The sequence below is a fragment of the Flavobacterium sp. genome, assembly GCF_044361015.1.
In the GTDB taxonomy this organism is placed as follows: Bacteria; Bacteroidota; Bacteroidia; order Flavobacteriales; family Flavobacteriaceae; genus Flavobacterium.
In genome coordinates, this window is the sequence record NZ_JBIKJL010000037.1 from 1 (window position 1) to 21,402 (window position 21,402).

Sequence of the window (21,402 nt, forward strand, 5' to 3'; positions counted from 1 at the left end):
AGAGAAGTTAAGCCCGCCTGCGCAGATGGTACTGCAATTTGTGGGAGAGTATGTCGCCGCCTTCTTTAATCTGAACTTGATTCAGATTCTTTTAAAATCCTCATCATGTATTTGATGGGGATTTTTTGTTTTTGAAAATTATAAATGATATTGATTTTGGAAGAAATGAATTATTATTAAACCTTTGGTTTAATGAAATACAGTAATTAATTTAAGTATTCTAAACTGAGATAAATAAATGTTTTTAAGGCTTGAAAAACATGAAACTAGTTGTATAGTTCAATTAATAATTAACCATGAACAGTTTCTTTTTTCCCATAATTGGTAATTAGTTCTCCTTCAAATTCGAGCCATTCTTGCCAACGTTTGTCTACATCTACTTTTTCGGAATATTTACGGGCAAATTTTAAAAAAGTTGTATAGTGATTGGCCTCACTAATCATTAATTCTCGATAAAATTCAGCTAGCTTTTTGTCCTTAATATTCTCGGAAAGCACTTTGAAACGTTCGCAACTTCGGGCTTCAATCATAGCAGCAAAAAGTAAACGTTCAATTAATGCATCGTTTCGGGTGCCGCCTTTTTTAGTGAATTTAACGAGCTGGTTAACATAATCGTCTTTAACTTCTCTACCAAATTCAAAGCCACGTTCTTGAATGATGTTATGCACTATTTGAAAATGTTCCATTTCTTCGATGGCAATTTTGGCCATTTCGGTGACTAATTTAACATTTTCGGAATTGTTTGTGATGATGTAAAGTGCATTAGAAGCTGCTTTTTGTTCGCACCAGCAATGATCGGATAAAATTTCTTCGAGGTTTGATTCGGCAATATTGGCCCAACGTGGGTCGGTTTTGAGTTTTAATCCTAACATGATTCACTTGATTTGATACAAAAATAATGCTTTTTATTTGAATAGAATTGGCTCATTAATTACTATTTTAGTGCGATGGATGCATTTGAAAATAAACGGATTTTAATTATTGGTTTTGTTTGGCCGGAGCCAAAATCGTCTGCCGCCGGTAATAGGATGATGCAGTTGATTTCTTTTTTTAAGGAGAAAGGAGCGAAAATTATGTTTGCCAGTACTGCTTCGGAAAGTGAATTTTCGGAAGAGTTGAATGATGTTGAACGAAAGCAAATTACATTAAATTGTACTTCTTTTGATGATTTTGTGAGGGAATTGAAACCTTATTTGGTTTTGTTTGATCGATTTATGACAGAAGAACAATTTGGGTGGCGTGTAGCTCAACAATGTCCGAATGCTTTGCGAATGCTTGATTCGGAAGATTTGCATTGTTTGCGTGAAGCCCGACGATTAACTGTTTTGAAAAACAAGCCGTTTGATTTGAACAATGATTTGACCAAGCGAGAAATTGCGAGTATTTATCGATGTGATATTACGTTGATTGTTTCGGAATTTGAAATGGAATTATTACAAACGCATTTTAAAGTTCCAAAGTTTTTGTTGTTTTATTTGCCTATTTGGATCGAAAATGATACGTTGAATTTACCCGCTTTTGAAGAGCGAAGTGATTTTGTGTTTATTGGTAATTTTTTGCACGCTCCAAATCACGACACGGTTGTTTATTTGAAGGAAGTTATTTGGTCGTTAATATTTGAAAAATTACCAGAAACAAAAATGCATATTTTCGGAGCTTATCCTTCGCAAAAAATATATTCATTGCATCAACCTAAGATGAATTTTTATGTTCACGGAAGAGCGACAAGTTCTTTTGAAGTGATTTCGAAGGCAAAAGTTTTGTTGGCTCCTATTCGTTTTGGAGCCGGAATCAAAGGGAAATTATTGGAAGCGATGGAATTTGGTACGCCAAGTATAACTTCGTCAATTGGAGCAGAAGCAATGTACGGCGATTTTTTGTGGAATGGTTTTATTACCGATTCACAGGAAGATTTTGCTGAAAAAGCGATTGATTTATATCAAAACAAATCAATTTGGATGCAAGCTCAGCAAAATGGTTTAGAGATTATAAAGAATCGTTTTTCGAAAGATTTGTTTGAAAATACTTTTCTAGAATTTTTATTGGATAAGTTTGAAAATTTGGGAAACTACCGAAATGATAATTTTACCGGATTATTATTGATGTATCATTTTTTGCAGAGCACTAAGTATATGGCGAAGTGGATTGAGGAGAAGAATAGACAATAAAAAAGCGAGCTCAAATTGAACTCGCTTTAAATTATATATTCAGTTAAATCTATGCCAACATAGTCACTGGATTTTCTAAATACGTTCGTAACGTCTGAAGGAATTGAGCTCCCGTTGCACCATCAACTGTTCTGTGGTCACAAGCTAACGTTACTTTCATCGTGTTTCCTACTACTATTTGACCATTTCTAACGACAGGTTTTTCGATAATAGCACCTACTGATAAAATTGCAGAATTTGGTTGGTTGATAATGGATGTAAATTCCGTTATGCCAAACATTCCTAAGTTTGAAACTGTGAAAGTACTACCTTCCATTTCGGCAGGTTGAAGTTTTTTGTTTTTTGCTCTTCCGGCTAAATCTTTCACGGCTGAGCCAATTTGAGTTAAACTCATTTGGTCAGTGAATTTTAAAACAGGGACAACTAAACCATCTTCAACAGCTACTGCAACGCCAATGTTTACATGATAATTAATTACAGTTGCTTCTTCCTTCCATTGAGAATTTACTCTTGGATGTTTTTTCAACGCCATTGCACAAGCCTTTACTACCATATCGTTAAACGATACTTTCGTTTCTGGAATTGAATTTATAGTTGCTCTTGATTTCATTGCATCGTCCATTGCAACTTCAATTGTTAAGTAGTAATGTGGAGCCGTAAATTTAGATTCAGAAAGACGACGAGCAATAGTTTTACGCATCTGTGAATTTTTCACTTCTTCTGTAAAAGATTCGCCAGCAGGAACAAATGGTTGAACTGCAGGTTGTGTAGTTGAATTAACAGCTTCCGTTGTAGAAACTGGAATTACTGGTTTAGCTGAAACCGTAAAGTTTTCTACATCATTTTTTACAATTCTGCCATTTTCTCCTGATCCTTTCACTTGGGAAAGGTTTATTCCTTTGTCTTTAGCAATTTGTCGGGCTAATGGTGAAGCAAAAATCCTACCACCGTTTGTTGTTGTTTCAGTTTCTTGTTTTGATTCAGGCTGTGTTTCTTTAGTTGCTTCAGCTTTTTCAGTTTTAGAAACATCACTACCACCTTTGGTATAGTTTTCTGCAATTCCGGTAACATCTGTTCCAGCTGGTCCAATAATAGCCAATACACTATCAACCGGAGCCGATTGTCTTTCTTGAATGCCTATGTACAATAAGGTACCTGCATTGAAAGATTCAAATTCCATGGTTGCTTTATCCGTTTCTATTTCGGCAAGAATATCGCCTTCTTTTACAGTGTCACCTATCTTTTTTAACCAAGTAGCGACTGTTCCTTCAGTCATCGTATCACTTAAACGAGGCATTGTAACTACAATAACACCCGCAGGAATTGCTGTTGCAACTTGTGGTTTGATTTCTTCAGTTCTTGGTGATTCTGCTTTTGATTCTTCATTTTTTGGTGAACTTCCTCCGCCCAATAAACCAGAAATATCTTCTCCTTCTTTACCAATAATAGCTAAAAGTGAATCAACAGGGGCAGATTGTCCTTCTTGAATACCTATATGTAGTAAGGTGCCAGAATAAAACGATTCAAACTCCATTGTTGCTTTATCCGTTTCAATTTCAGCTAAAATATCACCTTCTTTTATTGTGTCACCAACTTTTTTAAGCCAAGTAGCTACAACTCCTTCGGTCATTGTATCACTCAAACGCGGCATTGTTATAATTTCTGCCATAGCTTTTATAGTTTATGAGATATAAATGGATAATTTTCTTGGTCATATACTACATCATACATTTGTTGTATTTCAGGATATGGTGATTCATCAGCGAATTTTTCACACTCTTCAACTAAGTGTTTAACTCGTTCATCAATTGCTTCAATTTCTGCTTCTGTTGCATAATTGTTTTCTTTGATAATATCTAAAACTTGTGTGATTGGGTCAATTTTTTTATACTCTTCAACTTCGTCTTTACTTCTGTATAATTGAGCATCTGACATAGAGTGACCTCTGTATCGGTATGTTTTCATTTCTAAGAAAGTTGGTCCATCACCTCTACGAGCTCTTTCAATAGCTTCGTGCATCGCTTCAGCTACTTTTACAGGATTCATTCCGTCAACAGGACCACACGGCATTTCATAGCCTAAACCAAGTTTCCAAACATCGGTATGGTTTGCAGTTCTTTCAACAGAAGTTCCCATAGCGTAACCATTGTTTTCACAAATAAAAACTACAGGAAGTTTCCATAACATGGCCATATTAAACGCTTCATGTAATGAGCCTTGACGAGCAGCACCATCACCGAAATAAGTTAATGTTACTCCACCGGTGTTAAAATATTTATCTGCAAAGGCCATACCAGCACCCACAGGTATTTGAGCTCCAACAATTCCATGTCCACCAAAGAAACCATTTTCTTTAGAGAAAATATGCATCGAACCACCCATTCCTTTAGAAGTTCCGGTTACTTTACCGTAAAGTTCTGCCATTACTCTTTTTGGGTCTACACCCATTGCAATTGGTTGAACGTGGTTTCTATAGGCGGTAATCATTTTATCCCTAGATAAGTCCATTGCATGGATAGCACCTGCTAAAACAGCTTCTTGACCGTTATATAAATGTAGAAATCCTCGAACTTTTTGTTGGATGTAAACGGCAGCTAATTTGTCTTCAAATTTTCTCCAAAACTGCATGTCTTCATACCATTGCAGGTAAACTTCTTTGGTGATTTTTTTCATTTTTTTATTTCTTGAATCTTTTTGTTTGAATTGTTTTTCGCAAGTATAGTATATATTATAAAATTGCGAATAGCAAAAATAAGACATCCTTTGTAGATGTAAAAATATAATCGACTTAAAATGATAAACTTTATAAAAAGTTATTTACGATAACGTTATCGTTATGAAATTTTATTTACAAATAGTTTTTATCGAAAACTAATGGCAATAAATTGGTAAGTGAATCGGATTTGTAAACTTCTCCGGATTCACCCATGAAAAATATTTCAATTGGGGTATTTTGTTTAAATTCGTATTCGGCAATTGATTGACGACACGAGCCACATGGCGGAATGGGTGAGTTAACCGGTTTTTCATCGGCAGTTGCAGTTATGGCTAATTTCAAAATTTTGGCATCCGGATAAATTGTTCCTGCCTGAAAGATAGCAACACGTTCTGCACAAAGACCGGAAGGGTAGGCAGCGTTTTCCTGATTAGAACCTAAAACAATCTTTCCATTGTCAAGTAAAATGGCGGCACCAACTCTGAATTTGGAGTAAGGAGCGTATGCTTTTTTTCTAACTTCAATTGCTAATTCCATTAAATTTCTAATTTCTTTTGGAAGTTGCTCCTTGTTGTCAAAAACTGAAAATTCAGTTGTAATTGTAATTTTTTTCATAAAGTAAGGAGGAAAAAAAATCCAAATCTCGAATTAGAAATTTGGATTAATTTTTTATTATTTTTTCATTCTAATATTCATCATATTTATCTCCAAAATTAAACGTCAGCGTAAAACGCAACGTGTTCTCTAATGGGTTTTTAACATTTGAAGCAGACATTAAATAGGATACATCAATTTTTACTACATTGTATTTAAATCCTGCACCAAAAGAGAAAAATTGTCTTGCTCCTTTTTCCGGACTCTCATGAAAATACCCAAGGCGAAATAAAAAGGCATCTTGATAGGCATATTCGGTTCCTAATGCCCACGTAAATTCTTTTAACTCTTCACTAAATCCGTCTGGAGCATCAGTAAAGGATTGAAACATGCCTGAAACCCATCCAATACTGTTATATTCATCATTAACAATGGTTTGATCTAATCCGTCTATAACACCATCTCCATTAACATCTGTAATTTCTTGAGGTGTAGGAACCATCAATTTGTTTATTTCAGCATTCAATGTGATTTTATTGTATTCATCAAAAATAAAATCGAATCCACCACCTAATTTCATATTCGCAGGTAGAAAATTCGAGGTTAAATCAGAAACATCATCATTATAATTCATTTTCGGACCCATATTTTGAAAATTGAATCCAGCCCTCCAACGACCGTTGAAATCTTCAAAAGCCACTTCTTCAGATTGAAAATAACCGGCTACATCAACAGCAAAAGTGCTTGCGGCTGAAGCATCACCCGAGGCATCCGGAATTCTTAATTGTGAACGAATATATCGTGCAGCAACAGCCATAGAAAAACTTGGGCTTAGTTGTTGAGAATAAGAAACATCAAGTGCTAGTTCATTTGGGCTTACGATTATTGGCTCATCGTCAAAATTTTCTCTAAGTTCGATATCGCCTAAACCAAAATAGCGTAGGCTTCCGGCAAAAGCACTTCTTTCATTAATTCTGTTGTAATAGTTTAATTGGCCTAATGAAATATCATTAACAAGGTCAGTTAAATAAGGGGTATAACTTACACCGACTCCAACTTTATCAATTGCAAAGGCATATTTAGCAGGATTCCATTGTTGAGAAAAAGCATCGGCAGAAGTTGCGATACCGATGTCTCCCATACTGGCAGACCTTGCATCTGCGGCGATTAATAAAAAGGGTACTGCTGTAGTAATTACTCTATCTTGAGCAAATGTGTTGTTATAAGCAAGGATGCAAATTAAAATTACGGTTATTTTTTTCATTATAAAAGCTGGATAATAATTAACAAATATAGTGTTTTCTTAAAGGATTACAAGTTTTTCAATTTTTTCGGACTTTTTATTTGTGATGCTGGATTTGACTGTTAGTTTATAAATGTAGACTCCTTTGCCTATTCGGTCACCAAAATCATCTTTTCCATCCCATGTAATTTCTCTTGAGAGAAAACCATCGGTATTTACTACTTGATTGATAGTTTTTACCACTTTTCCGGTAATTGTGAAAATTTGGACTTGAACATCTAAAGGTTCAAAAGGATGATTATGTGAAAACCAGAATTGTGTGTAATTAACAAAAGGGTTTGGGTAGTTTAAAACATTTGTAAGACTAATGGAATCCTCACCCACAACAATAAATTGAATTTCAGCTGAAATAGGATTATTGTAAACATCCCATGCTCTAAAGGTTATTGTATGAAGTCCTGCCTCCAAATTAAAAAATGGAAACCTAACTCTTCCTTTTTTATAATTATTTAATTCTGTTTCGTAGTAGTCATTTAAAATATAAGGCTTGTTTTCGTCGCCATCTAAAATAGCAACAATATCATGTCCGATTCCACTAGCTGTATTGATCCCGTTTTCATCTTCCAAAAAGGCTAAGAATATGGGGTTTTCATTAGTGATTCCGCCGGAAATAAAAGTTTCGTCATTCATATATAAACGACAAGTTGGCCCAACGTTATCCTCAGGAGCATTTGCATTTATACCTCCAATTTTAATAGAAGTATCATAACCGGATTGATTTTGCAGCGTTGGTTGTTGCGTTTTAGCATAGAAACTGATTCTTCCATTGCCAATTGGAACACTAATATCACGAGGTACAATGAATTCAAATTCAAATAAACCATTTGAAACGGAGGCATTTCCTCTAAAGATAGTTTCTCCTAGAGTTTGAAAATTCATGATAATTAATCCCGAACCATTTGTTGTTCCATCATTTCCTAAGGTGTTTCTGTTAATGTTTTTATCAAAAACCTGAATAGCAATATCGCCATTATAGTCATTTAAAAGGGCATCACCATTTAAGTTTCTAACTTCCCCTGCTAACTTAACTTTACTTAATGCATTGAATATGAATGTAGAAGATTCTATCGGAGTGTCATTTACTTTTGTTAAAACAATTTTTGGTTTAGGAATAGGTAAAATAATGGCTGGATCACCAATATAAAACACCATTAATGTGCTGCTATTGTAGTCGTTTTTTGCTCTTCTTAACGCTTCTGAAATAGAGATTTCTTCGGTAGAGTTGAATCCATATAAATAGGCGGAGAAAAAATTATTTATATCTTGACCTGTTTGAACGCCAATTTGCCGTGTTGTTGTAACTAATGAAATGGCACCACCTTTCGGGTTCCAATAGGTGTATTCTCCTGCTGTTGGTCTATAGGGGTTGTCGAATCTGGTAAATTCACAGGTTACAGTCACAAATAATGGGTATCGGTATCGATTATTTAAGTTTTGAGCATCTGTTTTTTCGAAAAGTCGTTCAGAAGCCAATTGGTCTTCTCCACCATGACCAAAATAATTAAACACCAATGAACCTTGTTCTATTGCGTTTTTCAATTCTTGTTTTACTTTAGGATAACGTTGTCCTCCAGCTGAAGCTTCTTGAACAAAAGAATCAGAATGGTACTTCATTACGTTTACGTATGGATTTTCAATGCTGATTGTATTTCCTAAGTTGTCCAATTGTTGTTGAATGACGCTTTCCCAACTTTCATCGACATCATCAGAGACTAATGTAAATAAGTTTCGCCATCTACCATAAGATTTAATGTCGTGGTAATCAAGAACTTTATCTACCATTTCCTTGGCTTCTTGCAAATTAGAAACCAACATTCTTCCTACAGCAAGGTCTAAACCATCAGCCCCTGAAGTCATTAATCCTTCATTCGGATCTATCATAGTGTAAAAATCATCGGACATTGTTGAGCTTAACAATGAATTACTCACTAGGCTGTGAAAAATTGGGACAATGTTTGTGTTGTTTGGAATTCGATTTTTGTAATCATAGGAAGCATCACCAAAAAGATTTAAGTATTTTATTCTTTTTTCAGCGGTAGAGGCATTATAATAAACGTATTTGATTAGGTTCCTAATAGCACCTATATCTTGTTTGCCTGATGAAAATTCCTGATAAATTTTATCGAGAGTGATGACTTTTACATTTAATTGAGAATATATTCTGTGAAATTGCGCCAACCTTTCTGCTTCTGAAGCTAAATTTGTGGTGGTGATAATGATATAATCGATATCTTCAAACTGACCTTGATTGTTATTGAAAATAGTGCCTTTAATATTTTGATTGACAACTTTTGTTTGCGATTCTTTTAAAGGAACATAATAATCAGCGGGATCAATCGCAATATATTTTCTGACTTCTCCTAAGTTTGCTTTGAAAGTAAAATTAGCTAAGCCTGTGTTTTCCACTCTACTTACATCATAAATTGAAGTGATGTCCCAGACTTGAGAAATGGCAGAAGCATTAGTAAGTTGATATTCTCCAATTCCTAGTTGTGAACCGGATGCCAAATTTTGAAAACTAAATTGTTTACCAAATCCTTTTAAGTTTCTTTTTGCTTTTAAGGTTATAAAGTTTAAATATCCTTTAGCACTAGGCACGCCACTATTATTGTAAGTGAGTTCTACTGTAATATTTTCACTTGCAGTAATGTTTAAGTTGTTGTTTGCAGTAGAAAAAAGAGTGCTGCTATTTGAAGGAATTGCACTAAATGTAGCTGTTTGTTCTTGTCCTCCTGCTTTTATTTTTAAATTGGAATTGGTAAAGGAAACAGCGGCAGAGTTTACTGTAATTGATATTGGGCTTGTTGTGTCAATATTAGGAAAAGTAAAATCAAAAGTTAGTGGTGTTTGGGAAACAAATTGTTCACCATACCAATTTCTTCCAATTTTGCCAATGTTGTTAAGGTCTTTTTCATAAAATTGATAATCATCAAAAGTTGTAAAGACATTAGTAGGAGTGCCTGCAGGCTGAACTATATTAGGTATCCTTTTACCATTATCACCTTGTGTAGTAACATAATAATATGATTTTGTGTCGTAAAGATTTAAATTAGTCAAGCTTTCAGTGCTCCATTTGTCAACACCTTCTGCATAAAATAAAATATAATCCTCATTATTAAAAACGCCGTCTTCTTCTCCAATAAATTGGATTGCATTTTCTGCTAAATCAGAGGGATATTCAACACTGTTTAATAAAGGAATCATTCGGCCTCCATTGCCGTAAATTTTAATTTTTTGAGGATTAACATTCGTATTCATCCCCAACTGGTTTAAGAAATTCTTGGAAATTTTATAAACGCCTGACTTTTCAATATAAAATCGATACCAATCTCCGGAAGCTAAAACTGAATTTTGAATTGAATTAAAATCAAAAGTTGTTTCATTTTTTAAATTTACAGAAGTATAATTGGAATAACTAAATGTTAATGATTTTACTTTTTTAAAACCTTCATTTGTTTTGATTATAGGTGAAAAAGTGAATAAAATTTGTTTTAAACCTCTTGCATTTCCGTTTTTAATAGAGGGATTTATGCTATTTGGAATGTTTTTTATTGTCAAATCACCCAGTTCATTTTGTGAAATAGATTCATAAATAACAGACGAAATCTGTAGCGATTTTTCCTCGATTGGAGTTGTTATGGTTAATTTGTAATTGAAATAAATCGACCTATCAACATCGTTAAAATAAAAATTAGCAAATTGAAATTGAGGAATAGATAGATTATAGGTGTCAAAAATCAATTTTTTATCCTCTTGCCAAGAAACATCTAGCTTTACAGTGTTCTGAGCATAAAAAAATAAGGTATTAAATACTATATATAGGAGTAAAATCTTTTTCATATCTAGGAATAAACGTTAGGTCTGCAAATTTATTACAATGTATAATTTTTTCAATGTTTTTTTACACATACTAAATAAATATTTTTTGCGTTATAAGTTTGTTAAAAAACGCTAAATTTGTATTTTTGACAATATTTTTAAAAAATTGTTGTAATATAAAGGTTAATTCCTATATTGCGGCACTAAATTTTACCTACTTAAAAGTATGAAAGTAAACAAAAATGTGACTTTAAAACTGCTACTAATTTTAGTAGTTATGTTTGGTTTTACTAGTTGTAGTAAAAAGTCAAACTCTAAAAATTCTTCAACTGCAACCGGTTGGAAAATCAACGACAAGAAAGGTGGTTTTCAGTACGCTTCTAACTTCAAAAAACTAGATGCTGCCCCTGGTCTTATTGCTATTGAAGGTGGAACTTTTACTATGGGAAGAGTTCAAGATGATGTAATGCATGATTGGAATAATTCGCCAAATCAGCAACATGTTCAGTCATTCTTTATGGATGAAAGTGAAGTAACTAACCTAATGTACATGGAGTATTTAGAATGGTTAAAAAGAATTTTCGATCCAAATCAAGACAATTACAAGAACATTTATGCAGGAGCTTTGCCTGACACACTTGTTTGGAGAGATCGTCTTGGCTATAATGAAACCATGACAAATAATTACTTTAGACATCCTGCTTATAAGGATTATCCTGTAGTAGGTGTAAATTGGATTCAAGCGGTTGAATTTTGTAAATGGCGAACAAATCGCGTTAATGAGGACATTTTAGAAAAAAATAAATACCTTAAAAAAGATGCAAAATTATTAGATGCTACTGCTGAAAGTTCTTTTGATACAGAAACGTATATCAACACGCCAACTCAAACCTATGGTGGAAATGAAGAGATTGTATTGAAAAAAACAGGACGTGGAGCACCTAAAAGTAATGCAGATGGCGAATCGTCAGAAGCTAAAAATGTGTATGCTACGCGATCATCTGGACTAATTCAACCAGAATACAGACTTCCAACCGAAGCAGAATGGGAATATGCTGCTGTTGCAAATGTCGGAAGTAGAGAGTATAATCTTTATCAAGGTAAAAAGAAATATCCATGGTCCGGTAGTTATACCCGTTCAGGTAAAAGAGCAGTAAAAGGCGATCAGTTAGCTAACTTTAAACAAGGAAAAGGTGACTACGGCGGAATTGCAGGATGGTCTGATGATGGTGCTGATATTACACAAGTAGTTAAATCATATCCACCAAATGATTTTGGTTTGTATGATATGGCAGGTAATGTAAATGAATGGGTAGCTGATATTTATCGCCCTATTGTTGATGATGAAGCGAATGACTTCAACTACTACAGAGGTAACGTTTATATGAAAAACAAAATTGGTGAAGATGGTAAAGTAGAAATTGTTACCAGCGAAACCATAAAATATGACACGTTAGTGAATGGTAAAATAATTGCTAGAAATTATCCTGGTCAAATTGGTAAAGTACCTGTTGATGAAAAAGAGACCTATTTGAGACAAAATTTTGATAAGAGTGATAATAGAAATTATCGTGATGGAGATAAACAATCAACTCGTTTCTTCGACTTTGGAGCTGAAGATGATGGAGGGAAAGTTGCTGAAAGTAAGAAAATGTATGATTCACCACAACATCAAGTTAATGTTGATAGTGCCTCTACTGAAATGATAAGAAAATATGACAAATCATCGAAAAGAACAACCCTTATTGATGACAATGTTAGAGTTTATAAAGGAGGTTCATGGAGAGATAGAGCTTATTGGTTAGATCCTGCTCAAAGAAGATACTTTCCTCAAGAAATTTCTACTGATGATATTGGTTTTAGATGTGCGATGTCCAAAGTTGGAACAAAATCTAGTAAAAAATCGGCAAAAGGGAAACCTAAAGCTTCAAGATAACATTTATTGTTTATTTATTTAAAAAGCCCTTTTTAGGGCTTTTTATTTTTTAATTTTTTTAGTTTATGGATATTTCAAAAATTCATTCTTTTTTTTTGCTTTGTGCTTCAGTTTCAATTGATACCCGAAAAATATTAACTGATTCTTTTTTTGTTGCCTTAAAAGGAACAAACTTTGATGCAAATACTTTTGCCAAACAGGCTTTAGAAAATGGAGCTGCTTATGTCGTAATTGATAATAGAGATTATTATATTGATGAGCGAACCATTTTGGTAGAGGATACCTTAAATTGTCTCCAAGAATTAGCTAAATACCATAGGAATTATTTAAAAACACCAATTATTGCATTGACCGGTAGTAATGGTAAAACAACAACTAAGGAATTATTTCAAGCAGTTTTATCTCAAAAATATATTACTAAAGCTACTGTCGGTAATCTAAATAATCATATTGGAGTTCCTTTGACCTTGTTGTCATTTACTAAAGAAACAGAAATTGGAATTGTTGAAATGGGTGCTAATCATCAGCAAGAAATAGCTTTTTTATGTGATTTGGCCATGCCTGATTTTGGGTATATTACAAATTTTGGAAAGGCTCATTTAGAAGGTTTTGGAGGGGTTGAAGGAGTGATTAAGGGCAAAAGTGAAATGTATGATTTTCTTCAAAAGTTTAATAAAAAAGCTTTTGTAAATTTTGATGATGATATTCAATTTGAAAAAACAACGTCAATAGACAGAATAGTTTTTAGCTTAGTTAATCATGAAGCAGATGTTTTTATTGATAAAGTTGAAGTAAATCCATTTGTTAAAGTTGTTTATGATGGGTCAGACATTCAATCGAACTTAATAGGCTTGTATAATGCTACAAATATTATTGCAGCAATCACAGTAGGAAAATATTTTGAAGTTGCATTGAATGATATTAAAAGAGGTATTGAATCTTATATTCCTGAAAATAACAGATCACAGATTATATTTAAAAACGGAAATGAAATCATACTAGATGCCTATAATGCTAATCCAAGCAGTATAGACGTTGCTTTGGATAATTTTATTCAATTGAAAAAAGCAAATAAAGTTATAATTATAGGTGATATGTTTGAGCTAGGAGATGAAAGTAAAAAGGAGCATCAAACAATTGTAAATAAATTAATTTCGCAAGTTGATTTTACATGTTTTTTAATCGGAAAAGAATTTTATAATTCTAAAATTGAAAGTAATTACCTTAATTTTTTCCTTTCATTTGAAGATTTTTCAAATTTTTTAAAACAAAATAAATTTGAAAATGATTTTATCCTGATAAAAGGTTCCAGAGGAATGGCTCTAGAACGAACATTAGATTTTTTATAAAAAGTGGGTCATATTGGATTCGAACCAATGACTTCCACGTTGTCGACGTGACACTCTGAACCAACTGAGTTAATGACCCTTTTTGAATAAAAAAACTCCCTAATTTCTTAAGGAGTTTTGTGGGCGATGAGGGGTTCGAACCCCCGACCCCCTCGGTGTAAACGAGGTGCTCTGAACCAGCTGAGCTAATCGCCCGATTAGTGCTTGATTGCGAGTGCAAATATAGAACAGTTTTTTATTTCTACAAATAAAAATGTAAAAAAATTATAAAATTTCTGCTACAACAAAAGTACTGCCACCTATATAAATAAAGTCATTTGGACTGGCATTCTTTAAAGCATCTTTATAAGCTTCTGAAACAGAAAGATATACTTTTCCGATTAATTCAAATGTCAAAGCTTTTTCCTTTAATAAATTTTCGTTTAAACCACGTGAAATATTGGGTTTACAAAAATAATAGGTAGCATTTTTAGGAAATAAAGGTAAAATGTCATCTAAATCTTTATCATTGACTACTCCTAAAACAATATGAAGGTTCTCAAAATTCTCTTTTTTAATTTGATTTATTACAATTGTAAGGCCATGTTTATTATGTGCTGTATCACAAATCACTTTTGGTCTCGAATTTACTTGTTGCCATCTGCCTAATAGACCTGTGTTTTTAATCACTTTCATAAAACCATCTTTTATGTTTTTTTCTAAGATGGTATATTCATTTTGATTTTGCAAAACTTGAAGTGTTTGCAATACTGTTTTTCTGTTTTGGAATTGATAATCTCCTAACAATTCAGTGCGATATACCTCTTTTATTAAATCAGCGGCGTAATAAATTTCAGAAATATTTTCTTTTGCTTTTGCCACAAAAATTGGCTTAGTTTCAGTTGTATATTCTCCAATTACAACAGGAGATAAAGGTTTAATTATACCAGCTTTTTCTTTTGCGATTGCTTCTATTGTATTGCCTAAAAATTGTGTGTGATCTAAACCAATATTTGTAATTACAGAAATTAAGGGTTTAATAATATTGGTAGCGTCCAGTCTGCCACCTAATCCAACTTCAATAATGGCAATGTCTGTATTTTCCTGAACGAAATAGTCGAAAGCTAGTCCAACAGTCATTTCAAAGAAACTTAAATCATTTGATTCAAAAAAAGATTTATGTTTAGAAACAAAATCAACTACAAATTTTTCTGAAATTTCTTTTCCGTTTATTTTAATTCGTTCTCTGTAGTCTTTTAAATGAGGAGAAGTATACAGACCAACTTTATAACCAGCTTCTTGTAGGACTGAAGCTAGAAGAGAAGACGTTGAGCCTTTTCCATTCGTTCCGGCTACATGAATGGTTTTTAGTTTTTTTTCCGGATTTCCTAAATAGTTTGCAAGAAGTATAGTGTTAGATAAATCTGCTTTATAAGCAGAAGCTCCTTGTAATTGATACATTGGAAGTCGGTTAAAGAGCCAATTTACGGTTTCCTGATAATTCATTGTTTTCAAAAAATAAACCCCACAAAAGTGAGGTTTGTAGCTATTTAAAATTTGTTTTTTATTCTCCGTTTCTAAAGTTAAATACGATGAATCCAATTTGATTGTCGGGAGCATTAGAATCATCATTCCACTTGTATTTGTATGCAGATTTAATAGCAGCTTCTTGTAGACAAATACTTGATGTGTTTGAACCACTTGGACTGAACTTTGCATTTGTAACAGTTCCATTTTTACTTACTTTTACTTCTACAACTACCGTTCCTTCATCATTACAGTCTGCTTTTACGGCTCCTGGTTTAGATAATTTTCTTCCGTTTAATCCCCAACTACCATTTCCTGTACCTGTCCCTTTTCCACTGCCATAATAACTGTTTGAATAAATGCTACCGTCTATTTTTCCTTGGTTTCCAGGATTAGTAGTTGTTCCGTCTCCAACACTAGTTTTTCCATCAGACTTTTTAACACCACCGATTAAGGCATCTAGTTTTGCTTTTTTAGCTGCTTCCTCTTGCTTTTTTTTCTGTTCGGCAGCTTTTATTTTTGCTTCGGCACTTGCTTTTGCGTTAGCTATTTCTTTTTGTTTTTTTAAAGCAATTGCAGCATCATTATCGGCTGTTAGAACATTTTCTGATGCTTTACTTGGTGTTGTAGGTTCTGAAGTTTCTTCTACTTTTGGTTGCTCAGTGACTTCTCTCGGTTCAGATTTTACCGGTTCTGTTGTGTTAGTGTTTCCAGAACCAGCATCGGTGTTTCCAAAGTTAATGGCAATTCCGTTTTCCGGTGGTGGATCCATGTACGTTAATCCAAACACAAAGAATAGAAAAAGCAAAATAGCAACAATTGATGCACTTATTGCAAATGATTTTCTTTCGTACTCGGTTTCTAAATATTTCATAGTTTCCTTTTTTTAGCCCTGACGGAAGTGGATAGCTTTTTTTGAAAGAAACACTATTTTTTGTTGCTGTTTCAAAGCGACCGGAGGAAGCTCTTGAAACGGCTTACAAAAAAAGGGTTTATTCAAAAAAACTAAGAACGAACGGCAGGATTAGCTTCTTATTATTTAGGTCGAACGGCTAAAACTACTTTGATTTGATTTCTATTGGCAATATCCAAAACATTCACTGCTTTTTCAATAGGCACACCTTCTTCGGCTCTTAAAATTAGGGCTTTGTCTTCTTTATTTGAAAACAAGGCTAGTATTTTAGCTTCTAAATCAGCTTCTTCCACTTGGTCTTTGTCAATGAAAAACTGTAAGTCCTTATTAATACTTACCGAAATATTTTTATTACTGTCTGTTTTTCCTTTAGCCTTTGGCAATACCAAATCCAATGCATTGGTTGTTACCATGGTTGATGTAAGCATAAAGAAAATGAGCAATAAGAAAACAATATCTGTCATAGATGACATATTGAATTCCGGTGATACTTTATTTCTACCTCTTATATTCATTAGGATGGTTCGTTTAAAAGGTCTAAGAAATCAGTCGCATTTGCCTCCATTTGGTGCACTACTTTGTCTGTTTTAACTACCAAGTGATTGTATCCCATAAATGAAATAATACCCACCACAAGTCCTGCAACAGTAGTGGTCATTGCAGTATAAATTCCCTCTGCCAATGCACCTACTTCAATTTGTCCGCCACCGCTAGCCATTTTATGAAAGGCAAGAATCATTCCAATTACCGTTCCTAAGAAACCAATCATTGGTCCGGCACCGGAAATAGTAGCAAGCATACTCACATTTTTCTCTAGTTTGTAAATTTCCAGTTTACCTGCATTTTCAATAGCCGTATTGATGTCTTCCAAAGGTTTTCCAATTCGGGAAATTCCTTTTTCGGTTAGTCTGGCAACTGGTGAATTGGTTTGTGCACAAAGCATTTTGGCAGCATCAATTTTTCCATTCATAATATTCATTTTGATATTATTCATAAAATTCACATCTATTTTTGAAGCAGCATTAATCGCCATTAAACGTTCAAAATATAGATATAGAGCAAAGAAAAATAATAATCCTAATGTTATCATAATCATTTGACCACCAATTCCTCCACTTGAAACAAGTTCCCAAATAGATATTGTTTTTTCTAAAGGTTGCGGATCTATAAGAGCTTCTTGAGTTACTGCTAAACTATCAACTGTTTGCATATTTAAATGTTTTTTATTTTGGTTAATCTCTAAACGCTAAAATACTACTATTAATTGTTTAATGAATAAAATGTTCGATAAATATAAAGGATAATGCACCTGCAATAAACCCAGCAAAAGCTAACCAAGTTATTCGTTTGAGGTACCATATAAAATCAATTTTTTCCATACCCATTGCGGCAACTCCTGCTGCAGAGCCGATGATTAGCATACTACCCCCCGTTCCGGCAGAATAGGCAATAAAATGCCAAACAGGGTGATCAATTTCATACGTATACATTCCCATAGAAGCGGCAACTAAAGGCACGTTATCAATAACGGCAGATAATATTCCTAATAAAATAACCACAACATCCATGTTTGGAACTGCATTTGAAAGGCTTTCAGCAGCATAGCGAAGCGTTCCCGTATCAACGCCATTAATTTGGCCAAAAACTAAAGTTTCCAAGGCTGCTACTGCCATCAAAATTCCTAAGAAAAACAGTATGCTTGAAAATTCGATTTTGGTCAAAGCTTTGTGACCGGAATACAAATGTTTTTCATTTTTATTGAAATTTTCATAAGGTGTTACATATTCCGAAAAGAGCCATACAAACCCCAAGCTGAACATCATCCCAATATAAGGGGGTAGTCCTGTAATTATTTTGAAAACCGGAACAAATACAATTGCTCCTAATCCTACAAAGAGCATTTTTTTACTGCTGAGTAATTTTTCTGATTCTTCGTTAACGTTAAAAGTTTTTCTTGCAATCGTTCCTTGAAAGGGTTTGAGTTTAGATGCGATAAAAAAGGGTACCACAAAACATAAGACGGCTGGAATGATTACATATTCTGATAGTCCCGCCGCTGTAACTTTATTAGCAATCCAAAGCATGGTGGTGGTTACGTCGCCAATTGGGGACCACGCACCCCCAGCATTCGCGGCGATAATAATTAAGGAGGCATACCAAATTCGGTATTCTCTTTGAGGAACTAATTTCCGTAATAACGTAATTAAAACAATTGTTGCAGTAAGGTTATCAATAATTGACGAAAGTATAAATGCAACAGTTCCTAAAACCCAAAGAAGACGGACTTTATTACTCGTATTAATTCGACTTTTAATAACATCAAATCCTCTGTGTAAATCAATTATTTCAACAATTGTCATTGCACCAATCAGAAAAATCAATATTTCGGAAGTTTTTCCAAAATGATGCATCAAATTTTCTATAAAACCTTCATGATTTGCCTCCGCAGTTCCACTGGCCATATTAAAAACATGTCCGTGCACATCAATAATTGAAAACCATCCATTATTGAAACCAATGGATAGAAGGGCCCACATTATAGCGGCCATCAGTAGAGAAGGTACTGTTTTATCTAATTTTAATGGATGCTCGAGCGTAATAGACAAGTAGCCAATAATGAACAAAAGGATGATTAGTATTATCATTTTCAGAAATTTAAGTTAATTGTTTAAGAGCAATTTCAAAAGATGTTGAACTGATATTTATTTTTGAACTATTAAGTGAATGTATTTTTTCAATAGCCTTTTTGATGGTTTCTGAAGTATCTAAGAAAATGGCTTCATCGGTCATTTGTACTTTTTTTTCCATGAAGTATGCAAAAACACGGGCCATGCCACAGTTGGCAATAAAATCCGGAATTAAACTAACTTTTTCATCGGTATCTTCCATAATTGGGCCAAAGAAAATTTCTTTATCAGCAAATGGGACATTGGCACCGCTAGAAATTACTTCTAAACCGGAATCAATCATTTGATTCACCTGGCTTTGTTGAACCAATCGTGAAGCGGCACATGGAGCAAATATTTCAGCACCAATTGTCCAAATTTTTTGATTAATTTCGGCAAACGAAATCATATTTGGAGCCACTAATTTATTGCCGTCTTTATTTAAAAATAAGCGTCTGATTTCTTCAAAAGTAAATCCGTCTTTGTTAATTATTCCGCCTTCTCGGTCAATAATACCTACCACTTTTGCACCCATGTCGGCTAAATAAAAAGCAGCTGCAGAACCTACATTTCCAAAACCTTGAATCACGGCTTTTTTTCCAACTACACTTCCGCCATATATATCGTAATAATGTCGGACAGCTTCTGCTACACCAAAGCCTGTAATCATGTCGGCAACAGTATATTTTCGGTTTACATCCGGAGAAAATTTAGGATTTTCAATTACTTTTATTACTCCTTGGCGTAACTGACCAATTCTATTGATTTTGTCGGCTTCAGTTGGTTTAAAATGACCGTTGAACACACCTTCTTGCGGATGCCAAACACCACATTCTTCGGTGATTGGAATAACTTCATGTATTTCATCGACATTTAAATCACCACCCGTTCCATAGTAACTTTTTAATAAAGGTGAAACTGCCTTATACCAACGCTGTAATACGCCTTTTTTTCGTGGATCATTTGGGTCAAAATTGATTCCGGATTTGGCTCCGCCGATAGAGGGGCCTGAAACTGAGAACTTCACTTCCATTGTTTTTGCAAGCGAGAGTACTTCATTCATGTCCAAACCTTTCCTCATTCGGGTGCCACCACCTGCGGCTCCACCTCTTAAAGAATTAATTACGGTCCAACCTTCTGCTTCCGTTTCTGCATCTTTCCAGTTAAAAATAATTTCAGGTTCTTTATTCTCAAATTTTTTGAGTAATTCTTTCATCCGGTTTAGTCTGTTTTTGCTTTGCAAATTTAAGGGAACAAAATCGATTAATTTTATTTTTTTACTAAAGTTTTCAAGAGTTTTATTTACATTCAGCTAACACATAAATGAACCCTGAGCTATGATTTTTTTTCGCTCCGGTTACACTGCAAAGCACATTAATTTCATTTCGAAGTTTTAGAACTCCAAGTAATCCAAAAATCAAAGCTTCTTTGTATTCCAAAGTTTTGGAATCAGGAATAATTAATTGCATTTTTGGTAAATATTTTTGCATTTTTTCAATAATAAAGTCATTATAAGCACCACCACCGGTTATCAATAATTTGCCCTCTTTTCTTGTTAGTGAAAAATCGGTTTGAATGGCAATATGTTCAACAAAAGTGTACATTTTATCTTCAACAGAAATAGAATATTTCTCTAGTAAAGGCAAAACAATTTCTTTAACAAATTCAAGTCCTAATGATTTTGGATATAACTTGCGATAAAAATCCAAGCTATTTAATTCATTTAATAATTCTTGATTCAGTTTTCCTGTTTTGGCAATTTTTCCTTTATCATCATATTCCAAACCTAATTGATTGGCATAGTAATTCAAAACAGTATTAACGGGTGAAATATCAAAGGCCATTCGTTTGTCATTTTCTTCAAATGAAATATTTGAAAAACCTCCTAAATTCAGGCAAAAATCATATTCAGAAAACAATAATCGGTCACCAATAGGGACCAAAGGAGCTCCTTGTCCACCTAATTCAACATCTTGGACTCTGAAATCGCAAACAACCGTTTTTTCAACAATTTTTGCTATTTTGGGTAAATTTCCAATTTGAAGAGTCAATCCGTTTTGAGGTTGGTGTAAAATGGTATGACCATGACTGCAAACAGCATCAATCGAATGTAGTTTATGTTTGTCAATAAATTCTTTAATTGAATTTCCTAAATAATCCGTGTATTCTTCATTAAGTGAAATCAATTCATTTTCTGAAAAATTAACTGCATTCTTAAGTTTGATTAGCCATTCTTGAGAGTACGGAATGGTTTCTGTTTCTAGAATTTTGTAGTTCCAACGATTATTTTTCAGAGTAAAATAAACATGAGCTAAATCGATGCCATCTAGTGATGTACCGCTCATGACTCCAATGACTTGATAGGTTTCTTTAAACATGGTCTAAAATTACGAAAACGTTTGAAATTATGACTTTAATATTATACTTTTGCT

16 protein-coding genes and 2 tRNA genes are annotated in these 21,402 nt (G+C 33.7%); 3 read left to right on the forward strand and 15 right to left on the reverse strand.

Annotated features, from left to right (window positions below):
• Positions 1–290: 290 nt before the first annotated feature.
• Entirely contained in the window at positions 291–872 is a 582-nt protein-coding gene (locus ACIQ2Z_RS09410) for a tRNA-(ms[2]io[6]A)-hydroxylase (protein ID WP_396183892.1), read from the reverse strand.
• Between the two features lie 75 nt (positions 873–947).
• Between ACIQ2Z_RS09410 and ACIQ2Z_RS09415 the strand changes: the two genes are divergently transcribed.
• On the forward strand, positions 948–2,168 hold the full coding sequence (locus ACIQ2Z_RS09415) for a glycosyltransferase family 4 protein (RefSeq protein WP_396183893.1): 1,221 nt from the start codon (positions 948–950) through the stop codon (positions 2,166–2,168).
• A gap of 49 nt (positions 2,169–2,217) precedes the next feature.
• On the opposite strand, the gene ACIQ2Z_RS09420 is transcribed toward ACIQ2Z_RS09415, so the two are convergent.
• From ACIQ2Z_RS09420 to porU, 5 genes are all read right to left on the reverse strand, one after another.
• Entirely contained in the window at positions 2,218–3,837 is a 1,620-nt protein-coding gene (locus ACIQ2Z_RS09420) for a 2-oxo acid dehydrogenase subunit E2 (protein ID WP_396183894.1), read from the reverse strand.
• A 5-nt stretch (positions 3,838–3,842) separates the two neighbouring features.
• Positions 3,843–4,841, reverse strand: coding sequence for a pyruvate dehydrogenase (acetyl-transferring) E1 component subunit alpha (gene pdhA / locus ACIQ2Z_RS09425; protein WP_396183895.1), 999 nt, complete (start codon positions 4,839–4,841; stop codon positions 3,843–3,845).
• Positions 4,842–5,016: 175 nt separating this feature from the next.
• Entirely contained in the window at positions 5,017–5,499 is a 483-nt protein-coding gene (cdd, locus tag ACIQ2Z_RS09430; protein ID WP_396183896.1) for a cytidine deaminase, read from the reverse strand.
• 70 nt (positions 5,500–5,569) lie between these two features.
• The gene (gene porV / locus ACIQ2Z_RS09435) at positions 5,570–6,742 is read right to left on the reverse strand and encodes a type IX secretion system outer membrane channel protein PorV (protein ID WP_396183897.1); all 1,173 of its coding nucleotides are present in this window, start codon (positions 6,740–6,742) and stop codon (positions 5,570–5,572) included.
• 39 nt (positions 6,743–6,781) lie between these two features.
• Complete coding sequence (gene porU, locus ACIQ2Z_RS09440) at positions 6,782–10,621, reverse strand: type IX secretion system sortase PorU (protein WP_396183898.1); 3,840 nt, start codon at positions 10,619–10,621, stop codon at positions 6,782–6,784.
• Positions 10,622–10,826: 205 nt separating this feature from the next.
• On the opposite strand from porU, the gene gldJ reads away from it, so the two are divergent.
• Positions 10,827–12,536 (forward strand): gliding motility lipoprotein GldJ, encoded by a 1,710-nt coding sequence (gene gldJ, locus ACIQ2Z_RS09445; protein WP_396183899.1) that lies wholly within the window; start codon positions 10,827–10,829, stop codon positions 12,534–12,536.
• 65 nt (positions 12,537–12,601) lie between these two features.
• Positions 12,602–13,885, forward strand: coding sequence for a UDP-N-acetylmuramoyl-tripeptide--D-alanyl-D-alanine ligase (murF, locus tag ACIQ2Z_RS09450; RefSeq protein ID WP_396183900.1), 1,284 nt, complete (start codon positions 12,602–12,604; stop codon positions 13,883–13,885).
• 4 nt (positions 13,886–13,889) lie between these two features.
• Here the strand turns inward: murF and ACIQ2Z_RS09455 are convergent.
• The 9 genes from ACIQ2Z_RS09455 to ACIQ2Z_RS09495 form a co-directional block, all read right to left on the reverse strand.
• Positions 13,890–13,964: transfer RNA gene (locus tag ACIQ2Z_RS09455), tRNA-Val, on the reverse strand.
• A 41-nt stretch (positions 13,965–14,005) separates the two neighbouring features.
• A tRNA-Val gene (locus tag ACIQ2Z_RS09460) sits at positions 14,006–14,080 on the reverse strand.
• A gap of 69 nt (positions 14,081–14,149) precedes the next feature.
• On the reverse strand, positions 14,150–15,370 hold the full coding sequence (locus ACIQ2Z_RS09465; RefSeq protein WP_396183901.1) for a bifunctional folylpolyglutamate synthase/dihydrofolate synthase: 1,221 nt from the start codon (positions 15,368–15,370) through the stop codon (positions 14,150–14,152).
• 58 nt (positions 15,371–15,428) lie between these two features.
• Positions 15,429–16,265 (reverse strand): energy transducer TonB, encoded by an 837-nt coding sequence (locus tag ACIQ2Z_RS09470; RefSeq protein WP_396183902.1) that lies wholly within the window; start codon positions 16,263–16,265, stop codon positions 15,429–15,431.
• Between the two features lie 161 nt (positions 16,266–16,426).
• On the reverse strand, positions 16,427–16,819 hold the full coding sequence (locus tag ACIQ2Z_RS09475) for an ExbD/TolR family protein (RefSeq protein ID WP_396183903.1): 393 nt from the start codon (positions 16,817–16,819) through the stop codon (positions 16,427–16,429).
• On the reverse strand, positions 16,819–17,514 hold the full coding sequence (locus ACIQ2Z_RS09480) for a MotA/TolQ/ExbB proton channel family protein (RefSeq protein ID WP_396183904.1): 696 nt from the start codon (positions 17,512–17,514) through the stop codon (positions 16,819–16,821). Before ACIQ2Z_RS09480 ends, ACIQ2Z_RS09475 begins: the two co-directional genes overlap by 1 nt.
• A gap of 58 nt (positions 17,515–17,572) precedes the next feature.
• Positions 17,573–18,949 carry a sodium:proton antiporter NhaD gene (gene nhaD / locus ACIQ2Z_RS09485; RefSeq protein WP_396183905.1) on the reverse strand — a complete coding sequence of 459 codons (1,377 nt, stop codon included), beginning with the start codon at positions 18,947–18,949 and terminating at the stop codon, positions 17,573–17,575.
• A gap of 10 nt (positions 18,950–18,959) precedes the next feature.
• Positions 18,960–20,186, reverse strand: a complete 1,227-nt coding sequence (locus tag ACIQ2Z_RS09490; protein WP_396183906.1) for a Glu/Leu/Phe/Val dehydrogenase dimerization domain-containing protein — start codon at positions 20,184–20,186, stop codon at positions 18,960–18,962.
• Positions 20,187–20,268: 82 nt separating this feature from the next.
• Complete coding sequence (locus tag ACIQ2Z_RS09495; protein WP_396183907.1) at positions 20,269–21,348, reverse strand: anhydro-N-acetylmuramic acid kinase; 1,080 nt, start codon at positions 21,346–21,348, stop codon at positions 20,269–20,271.
• Between the last annotated feature and the right edge of the window lie 54 nt (positions 21,349–21,402).

Bases quoted from the DNA above. Each gene is read 5' to 3' on its own strand.
- nhaD (WP_396183905.1), bottom strand. From the start codon at position 18,949: ATGATAATACTAATCATCCTTTTGTTCATTATTGGCTACTTGTCTATT.
- murF (WP_396183900.1), top strand. From the start codon at position 12,602: ATGGATATTTCAAAAATTCATTCTTTTTTTTTGCTTTGTGCTTCAGTT.
- ACIQ2Z_RS09480 (WP_396183904.1), bottom strand. From the start codon at position 17,514: ATGCAAACAGTTGATAGTTTAGCAGTAACTCAAGAAGCTCTTATAGAT.
- porU (WP_396183898.1), bottom strand. From the start codon at position 10,621: ATGAAAAAGATTTTACTCCTATATATAGTATTTAATACCTTATTTTTT.
- ACIQ2Z_RS09490 (WP_396183906.1), bottom strand. From the start codon at position 20,186: ATGAAAGAATTACTCAAAAAATTTGAGAATAAAGAACCTGAAATTATT.
- ACIQ2Z_RS09415 (WP_396183893.1), top strand. From the start codon at position 948: ATGGATGCATTTGAAAATAAACGGATTTTAATTATTGGTTTTGTTTGG.
- ACIQ2Z_RS09470 (WP_396183902.1), bottom strand. From the start codon at position 16,265: ATGAAATATTTAGAAACCGAGTACGAAAGAAAATCATTTGCAATAAGT.
- ACIQ2Z_RS09410 (WP_396183892.1), bottom strand. From the start codon at position 872: ATGTTAGGATTAAAACTCAAAACCGACCCACGTTGGGCCAATATTGCC.
- ACIQ2Z_RS09495 (WP_396183907.1), bottom strand. From the start codon at position 21,348: ATGTTTAAAGAAACCTATCAAGTCATTGGAGTCATGAGCGGTACATCA.
- ACIQ2Z_RS09475 (WP_396183903.1), bottom strand. From the start codon at position 16,819: ATGAATATAAGAGGTAGAAATAAAGTATCACCGGAATTCAATATGTCA.
- pdhA (WP_396183895.1), bottom strand. From the start codon at position 4,841: ATGAAAAAAATCACCAAAGAAGTTTACCTGCAATGGTATGAAGACATG.
- porV (WP_396183897.1), bottom strand. From the start codon at position 6,742: ATGAAAAAAATAACCGTAATTTTAATTTGCATCCTTGCTTATAACAAC.
- gldJ (WP_396183899.1), top strand. From the start codon at position 10,827: ATGAAAGTAAACAAAAATGTGACTTTAAAACTGCTACTAATTTTAGTA.
- cdd (WP_396183896.1), bottom strand. From the start codon at position 5,499: ATGAAAAAAATTACAATTACAACTGAATTTTCAGTTTTTGACAACAAG.
- ACIQ2Z_RS09465 (WP_396183901.1), bottom strand. From the start codon at position 15,370: ATGAATTATCAGGAAACCGTAAATTGGCTCTTTAACCGACTTCCAATG.
- ACIQ2Z_RS09420 (WP_396183894.1), bottom strand. From the start codon at position 3,837: ATGGCAGAAATTATAACAATGCCGCGTTTGAGTGATACAATGACCGAA.